Annotated in this window: 7 protein-coding genes and 1 pseudogene; 5 read left to right on the forward strand and 3 right to left on the reverse strand. The window is 59.0% G+C overall.

Features of this window, described 5'->3' with window-relative positions; translation table 11 throughout:
* Nucleotides 1–709 precede the first annotated feature (709 nt).
* Nucleotides 710–1,999, reverse strand: a complete 1,290-nt coding sequence (locus HZZ16_RS32755) for a Fic family protein (protein ID WP_311974436.1) — start codon at nucleotides 1,997–1,999, stop codon at nucleotides 710–712.
* 721 nt (nucleotides 2,000–2,720) lie between these two features.
* Between HZZ16_RS32755 and HZZ16_RS37695 the strand changes: the two genes are divergently transcribed.
* From HZZ16_RS37695 to HZZ16_RS38485, 4 genes and pseudogenes are all read left to right on the forward strand, one after another.
* Nucleotides 2,721–3,131 carry a HamA C-terminal domain-containing protein gene (locus tag HZZ16_RS37695; RefSeq protein ID WP_311974437.1) on the forward strand — a complete coding sequence of 137 codons (411 nt, stop codon included), beginning with the start codon at nucleotides 2,721–2,723 and terminating at the stop codon, nucleotides 3,129–3,131.
* A gap of 79 nt (nucleotides 3,132–3,210) precedes the next feature.
* Nucleotides 3,211–3,396, forward strand: a complete 186-nt coding sequence (locus HZZ16_RS37700) for a hypothetical protein (RefSeq protein ID WP_246510584.1) — start codon at nucleotides 3,211–3,213, stop codon at nucleotides 3,394–3,396.
* 6 nt (nucleotides 3,397–3,402) lie between these two features.
* On the forward strand, nucleotides 3,403–3,708 hold the full coding sequence (locus HZZ16_RS32770) for a DCL family protein (RefSeq protein WP_246510586.1): 306 nt from the start codon (nucleotides 3,403–3,405) through the stop codon (nucleotides 3,706–3,708).
* A 130-nt stretch (nucleotides 3,709–3,838) separates the two neighbouring features.
* Nucleotides 3,839–3,960 (forward strand): annotated as a pseudogene (locus HZZ16_RS38485) (S16 family serine protease); the annotation flags it as partial.
* Between the two features lie 188 nt (nucleotides 3,961–4,148).
* On the opposite strand, the gene HZZ16_RS32780 reads toward HZZ16_RS38485, so the two are convergent.
* Nucleotides 4,149–4,502, reverse strand: a complete 354-nt coding sequence (locus tag HZZ16_RS32780) for a HigA family addiction module antitoxin (protein ID WP_197954407.1) — start codon at nucleotides 4,500–4,502, stop codon at nucleotides 4,149–4,151.
* Nucleotides 4,503–4,522: 20 nt separating this feature from the next.
* Nucleotides 4,523–5,461 carry a hypothetical protein gene (locus HZZ16_RS32785; RefSeq protein ID WP_197954408.1) on the reverse strand — a complete coding sequence of 313 codons (939 nt, stop codon included), beginning with the start codon at nucleotides 5,459–5,461 and terminating at the stop codon, nucleotides 4,523–4,525.
* Nucleotides 5,462–5,850: 389 nt separating this feature from the next.
* Here HZZ16_RS32785 and HZZ16_RS32790 point away from each other — a divergent pair, with 389 nt between their 5' ends.
* Entirely contained in the window at nucleotides 5,851–7,566 is a 1,716-nt protein-coding gene (locus HZZ16_RS32790) for a Fic family protein (RefSeq protein WP_197954410.1), read from the forward strand.
* Nucleotides 7,567–7,729 lie beyond the last annotated feature (163 nt).

The following is a 7,729-nucleotide window of genomic DNA, read 5'->3' on the forward strand; positions in this document are numbered from 1 at the left end:
TCCAAAGGTTTAGGCAGGTATGGGCTACCGACAATGGATGACGTGAAGAGGTCGCCCTGTACTTGGGGGACTCTATCGCAACCACCAGGGTGTGTCGGCAATCGCGGGCGGCAGGTCTTGGCCTCGCTCGTAAACAGGTCCCAAAGCTCCCGCGCGACAGCATCACTGACGTCCGCGATCTTCGCTGAAAGCGCTTTGGTGAATGGGCCGTTGTACGGCGGGGTGCGGCGAATGATGCAGTAGCCGCTCAGGTGAGGGTTAGTCGTGATCGCCATCGCCGCCCCAACTTGCTACACTTGATTCTTGAGAGAACGGGTCAAGCGGCTCCAAGTTTGGTGCTTACCCGCGCGGCCCGCGCTCGCTCGGCGCGCACCGCCTGCGCCGGCATGTCCCCCCGTGTGGCCACCACGCGGGGAAACAATTCGGACGAAAAGGAAATCCAGCGATCCGATGTGCGCGAGGCCGGGACGAGAAAAGCCCCGGTTCTTGGAGCGCCTCTGTGTGGATCGCTCGCAGGTGCGCGTCTTCCGCGAACGGGTCGCCTAACATGGCCTCGTCGTCCACGAAGAAGCTGAGCGTTTCGGCCTCCAGCTCATCCAGATCCAACCGCGCAGCAAAGCCGATCTGCACTGCTAAATCGGTGGCATGGCGTTCTTTGCTGATGCCTTCGCCATGGCGAACTACCTGCGACGTCGAAGCGAGGCGGCGCTCACAAGGCAGCCTCGCGGCCATCTTCCAAGAATGAGGATCGGTAAAGCTCTTCGATCTTCCCCACTTCGTCAGCTGTAAGTTGGGCAAACTCGTTCTCTCTCGCTCGCTTCGAAAGCTTCCCCTCGTTTTGCCGTAGAGAGCCGAAAAGATTGTTCAGCATCCGCTCCGGCATGTCGATCATGTTCTCGATGCCCGCGCGGAAGGTGTCAAAGTTGCGAAGGAAATTTGTCTCGTTCGGCAGGTCCTGTTCAATCGTCTGCCGTACGCATTCGTATAGAAATTCCGCATGGGGGGTCGCGTCGAAGAAACGGTAAAAATCGGCGGTGTCGTTCAGAACGTTCACATTATTTTCGGGGGTCGCTTCCCACTGAATGCAGGGAAGTAGCCTGCCCGAATAGCTCTCCAGCACACTCTTGTACTCGGTGATCCGGTCGAGAATGGCCGACGACACCGGGAAATGTACCCCGGTCGGATTGAATCCGCGACGCGCAAGAACGTGATGCATCAGGTATCGATGGAGGCGTCCGTTGCCGTCCTCGAATGGATGGATATAGACAAAGCCGAAGGCTAGAACCGCCGCCGCGATAACGGGATCGATTTCGCTCTCTGCGGCATGATCAAACGCGATCAGCCCCGCCATGAGAGAGGCGATGTCTTCATGCCGCGCGCTGATATGGTCCGGGATAGGCCGCTGCGTATCGCGGTCGTGCTCGCCGACGAAGCCGCCTTCCTGCCGGAAGCCGAGTCTCACGAAACGCTCATCGCCGATCACGATGCCCTGAAGCCGCAAAAACTCCTGTACATCTAGCGGCGCGCGTCCGGCCTCGCCAATGGCGCGGCCCCATCGTTGTATACGGTCCTGGGGCGGCCTTTCCCCCTCGATGACGTAGCTTGACTTTGAATCCTTCAGCAGGAGAAGCGCAGCTGTGCGCGCAAGCAAATCCTTCGGCAATTCGCTCACGACAGCGCGCGCACGCTCCTTCAAGTCCTGCGTGATGAACTCATTCAGGGTGGTTGTTCTGAACACGAGCGGACAGAACTCCGGCGTGCCGGGCAGGTTATTGCGAACGCGATGTCGCGCTGAGTTCTGGCCGGCGCCGCCGAACTGGATATCGGTATCGACGGCGTCCACATACGAGACCTTATCGGCGGCTGGCAGCTTCAGCTGCTGGCCGAGCAGCCACTCGTACAAAAACCAGATGCGGCGGGTGTATATGCCGGTCGGCTTCTGCCGGACAAGCTCCGCGATTTCGCCTTCCTTCACCGCAAGGAAAAGCCGCTTCAGCACGGCAAGGTCCAGCCCCTCGTTCTTGAGGGCAAAAGTCAGGTGACCCTCAAGCGAGGCCTCGGGAGCATGGCGGGGCGTGTAGATGCGCAGCCTTCCTGCTCGATGATGCGATGCTTGGTGCCAATGGCCGAAAGGGTTCGGGGGACCGGCACCGGCAGCTTGTAGGCATCGATGAGGGCGGCATAGCCCGCCGGGACGGCCGGCTCGGGCAGCCTCCTGTCGTGAAAAACGCTCACCGAACCTGAAAATTGCACGCTCACCTATGATCCCCTGAAAAACCTTCTCCGAACTCGAATTTCCTTCACCAAAAAGGCCGCAACTCGAAATCTTACCTTACCATGCGAAAAGTCGTCTCTCCCCCTAAACATCCTGAAAAACGTTCACCGTCTCTGCAGGTAGGCCGGCTCGATCGGGCTAAGTTCTTCCGATCCCGAGCTTTTTTGCACTCGCATAAATTGCCCCTTCACGGCCCAACTAACCAATGCGATATTCGACAGGTGAGTCTAATGGGGACCACAGCGTCCTCTGCCGCCTAACCTCGCTTAAGCTTTTGAAGCGGGGACAACGAAGACCACGGAACTAGGAAGGGAGGCATTTCTGTCAAGCATCACCGCAGCCGATCTGGCAGCTGCGCTCTCCGGTGATCCCGAAGCTCTGGATGTTCATCTGTCCCTCGTTGAACGCGACGTCATCATCGACGGATGCCAGGTCAAGATTCACTGTGACTGCCTCACTGTCGACGGCAACGGACGCATACAGCCGTCGTCTCGCGGAATTCATGCGCGATGCAGTTGCCGATTACGCGATCGCGCGTTCCCAGCTCGCCAAGGCAAAGGCGCGCGACACCAAATTCAACAGCACCGAGGCCGTCACGGCGCTCGTCGAGCAGGCTCGCCGATCGTTTACAGACCTCGCTAAGACTGGCGAAGGCGGTGAGATGCTGCTCTTCCTGCTGGCGGAGCGGTTTCTCAAACTGCCGCAGGTCCTGTGCAAGATGGATCTGAAAATTGACTCACGCATGCACTATCACGGTGCCGACGGCCATTTCGGCGCCGAAGTATTTGTCCGTCTATGTCGACGTTCTCAATATGCACCTAGTTGCATTAGGGCGGGAAGACCTCATCGATGGTGATGTCGATATAGGAACGCAGCTCGAGTTCGGCGTTTCTTCGCGGACCTTACTCCCGCTGATCGAGCTCGGATTATCGCGCGTGAGCGCTGTTGCGCTGTACGAAAAGATCGCAAGAGATGACCTCAATAAGGAAGAATGCATTTCTTGGGTAAGAGAACGCGACGCTCAGTTCGAGGGCACGGACATTCCGGCCATCATCCTGCGTGAGATTCGCGCCAAACTGCTGCCTGAGGGCAACGCAGGAGCTGCCACGTCAACATCCTAATATTGATTGGGAGATTTTTATGGTCAAAAGGCCGGTTACAATGGCCCTCATCACTTCAGTAAGAAGGGAGATGCCGCCGGGTTTTTGAATGCAATGCTTCATAAGTATGATGTTGGAGACAAAGTCAGCGCGGGCGATGCCGAGGTACTGCTTGCAGCACTGGCGCTCCACCCGGATGCGACTACGAAGATGGGGATAGGCATCACTCACTTCAGCGTCAGGAGCGCGGACTTCGGCTCAAAATGCTTCTGGGCCAATCGTGTCGATGGAAGCAGCGAAAGGTTTTCATACAAGGCCTGTATCCGCGGTTAAACTATTGAATAGAGACCCTCCATTTCGATCCAAGACCTGCCCGGTACTTCACTGTCCGTCTCTTTGCCGCCGGCATCTCGGATGCTCACCGCACTTTGCGGACCTACCAATAATTGTAGATTGCCCACGGCTCACGATGTTCACGGCGCTCACCTCGCTGCTGACCAACAGAACCGTGTGGAAAGACGCCGCCATGACCGGCGAGATTTCCCCGCGTGGCCTGGTGCGTCGGCGGCATCAAAGAGAAAGGTGCTCTCGGCGGCCGCGGGGGGCTTGATGCGCGTCCTTCGACGACATTCCGAAGGGCGCCCCGCGACGCGCTGGAGCTCATCTGGCTCGAACGCGTCGATCAGGCCGCCGAAGCCGCTTTGGATCCACCGCGAAATGAGTCCGGTCCGAGGCCAACCTCGCCGCCGCGCGATTTCGGCGCAGCGGGTCGGTTAGGCCGGCGTTTCCGTTATGAAATCGGTCGCCGGCACTAGGCAGCGAACCGCATCGGCCGCGCCGCCCAGTTTCTTTTCGGCGTCGAACAGATCGACAGCCATCTGCAGGTTCATCCACAATTTCGCCGACGTGCCGAGCGCCTTGCTCAGCAGGATCGCGGTCTCGGCGGTAATCGCCCGCTTGCCGTTGACGATTTCGTTGACGCGAAAGCGCGACACGCCCATCGCTTCCGCGAGTTGGTCCTGAGTGATTTCGCTCGGGGTGAGGAAATCCTCGCGGAGCACCTCACCCGGATTTGTCGGTCGTCGTTCGGTCATGTCGGCCTCGATGGTCTTAGCCAGTGTCTTCAAGCGCGATGTCGACAGCCTTCTCATGCTGCCATTGGAACGTCACCCACCACCGGCCTTCGGTGTTGCAGCAGAAGGTGGGCGGCGTAGTGTTGCGACGCTTTGCGATGCGTCCGTGTCCCGCAATTCGACAGTCCTCGAGCTTGTCGGCTGCGAGCAGGATGTCGATTTGCCTGGCGGCTCTGGCTGCGACGCTTGCGGGCACATCCGTACGATGTCGGCCGCTGTAAACGTCCTCTGTTCGCTGGTCTGCGAACGTATGCATGGTAGTTCTCCTCGGAGATAGAGATCGATGCTGAGCTGGACGAAAAGGTCGTCCGGTTCGGGTCGATCCCAGGAGGAGAAATCCCGGTTCTAACGCGGTAGCTGTGGATCGCGACGCGCACCGCGTCGTCGTCGCACGGGTATGCGCGGGTCCATTTGAAGACGAACCTCTGGACGAGGCGGACGCGCTTTTCGATGGCTTGCTTGACAGCGAGCTCGATGCGCTGGACATCCGCCTCGGACAGATGCACGTGCTCGATCTCGTGGTGGAGACAAAAGTACAGGTCCGAATCTGGCTCCGCAGGAGCGTTTTCCGGGAAATCGTGATGTCCGGCGACGATGACCGGACTCGGCAGGATGCTCTTGCAGAGGTCGATGACCTCGTCGCGGATGGCATCGATCTTCTTGCGCGAAATGTACGCTTCGTCGATTTGCGCGTGCTCGCGCCAGAACGGCGTGGCTGCGGCACGGGCGACGCCGCAGACCTCGGCTTTTTCAGACACCAGCAGCGACGACGGCTTAATGTCGGAATGACTGATGGTCGACCAGAAGTGTTTCTTTCCCAGCGTTCCGTCGACGGTCAGCACCGCGATGAGCCGCGCCAAGTCGGCGGCGTGCCGGTGGTCGCGATCGTTGTGGCTGAGGAATACGGCGGCCTGGGTGGTCGGCGGGGAGACCGTCGTCTCCTCACTGAACAAAGCTATCTTTAAATCTGGCCGTATCCTGTCCGTCATGGTTCCAATATGTATCACATAGTGTGACATTTACAAGAAGGTCCAGAAAATTCTCGGCGAGCCTGTTTCGATAGCACCAATGTGTCAGCAACCGGAAAATGACAATACAACAGAAATTACAACGGCTTGTGCAGGCTCGTCACTAAATTAGCGAAGTGGCGCGAAAGTAGTGCAATTATACGGCGTTAGATTAGTGTTTTCATACGACGCCAGATTATTGTAAATAAACGACGCGAAAGTAGCGTAACCGAACAGCGCAAATCTAGTGTAATTGGACGACATGAAACTAGTGTGAGCCGACGTCATCAAATGCGTGGCGATGATCACCGCAACCGCCCCTGGGAGAAAATCGCATGGCGAGCCTCAACGAAAAACTCGCGGGCTCTCTGAGCAATCTGCGCGAACTCAGCAAAAACGGCGATAGGCGGGTCTTCAAACTCGCCGAGCTGGGTCGGGCCGACCGCGAACGGCTATCGGAAGCGGGATTTCTGAGCGAGATCATCCGAGGATGGGTCATGATGGTCCGTCCCGGCGAGAAGCCCGGCGACACGACCTCATGGTATTCGTCCTTCTGGCAGTTCTGCCGGGCGTACCTCGACGACCGGTTCGACAAGAACTGGGTGGTATCTCCCGAAGCTTCGATCGTCCTCCATGCGGAGAATTTGAACGTCCCGCCCCAGGTCGTCGTGCATTCGCCGGCCGCGAACAATCAACGGCTCGATCTGCTGCACAACAATTCTCTGTACTTGCTCAGAGTGCCGAAGCTTCCAACGTCGACCGTCGAGGTCGCAGGTATGCGCGCCTTTTCGCAGGCGGACGCTTTATGCTTGGCTTCGCCCACGTTCTGGCAGAACAACAAGAACGACGTCATCGCCCTGCTCGGCTCGATCAGAGGCACCACCACGATCCTGAATGTCCTGTTGGCCGGAGGCTACGTGCTCGCGGCAGGCCGGTTGGCGGGTGCCTACAGGCTTCTGGGAAACGCGCGCGCAGCGGACGAAATCGTCGCCACCATGAAGCGCGCCGGACACGAAGTCCGGGAGGACGCCGATCCCTTCAAGAGCCCCATGACCACGCAGCTATCCGTCACCCGCCCGGTGTCTCCCATCGCGACCCGCGTGAAACTGATGTGGGCGGAGATGCGCGATAAGGTACTGCAGAACTTCGACGTCGAGCCCCGAAGGATCAACGATCGCGACGGATACCTGGCATCCATCGACGATCGGTACACCTCGGACGCGTACCATTCGTTGTCGATCGAGGGCTACACGGTCACCGAGCAACTCATCGAAAAGGTCCGACAGGGATCTTGGAATCCGGACGGCGACGCGGACGACCGGCAGCAACGCGACGCGCTTGCCGCCAAGGGATATTGGGACGCGTTCCAACAAGTACGCGCCGCGGTCGCCCGCATTCTCGACGCCGAATCCGCGGAGGAAGTCGTCGAGCGCGAACACCTCAATTGGTATCGCGCTCTCTTTCAGCCGTCGTTGGCAGTCGGCATCGTCAAGCCGGAGAATATGGCGGGGTACCGACAGCACTTTCTGCATATCCGCGGCTCCAGACACACGCCCGTGAACTGGGAAACCGTGCCGGACGCGATGGAATCGTTCTTCGAATGTCTGAATGCCGAACAAGATCCGCGCGTGCGCGCGATCCTTGGGCATTTCGTCTTCACGTTCATCCATCCCCTGCCCGACGGCAACGGGCGCACCGGCCGTTTCATCATGAACTCGATGCTCGCGTCGGCGGGAATTCCCTGGACCATCGTTCCCGTCGACCGGCGCGACGAATACATGAGGGCGCTCGAGGATGCGAGCGGCGGCCTCGACATCGTGCCTTTCACGAAATTGGTGGTCGATTGCACTAAGCACGAGCCGCCGCCCCCCAGGCGGAGCAAGCCTGGCGAGACATTGGCCGAAGTCGACCTCAATGTGCCGATTCCGAGGTCATCGCGCGCACCGTACCGAGTTGATGGCGCGCAGGGTTCCGAAATGATCGCGCGCGGCGTTCCGAGCATTCTCCGCGCAGCATTCCGACTTGATCGCGCGCAGTTTCGGATGGTGTGAGGCCTGATCGTTGGCCATTTCTCTGGCTGGAAGCAGCTTGGAGAATTGGATGCCGACGAGGAGGGTTATCATGCGCCAGGTGCGCGAGATTGTGAGATTGAGCCTTGAGGCTGGGCTCTCGACGCGCGTGGTTGGCGAGCGTGTAGGCGTCGGGCCGACGACG

This window comes from Bradyrhizobium glycinis (assembly GCF_016031655.1).
In the GTDB taxonomy this organism is placed as follows: domain Bacteria; phylum Pseudomonadota; class Alphaproteobacteria; order Rhizobiales; family Xanthobacteraceae; genus Bradyrhizobium; species Bradyrhizobium glycinis.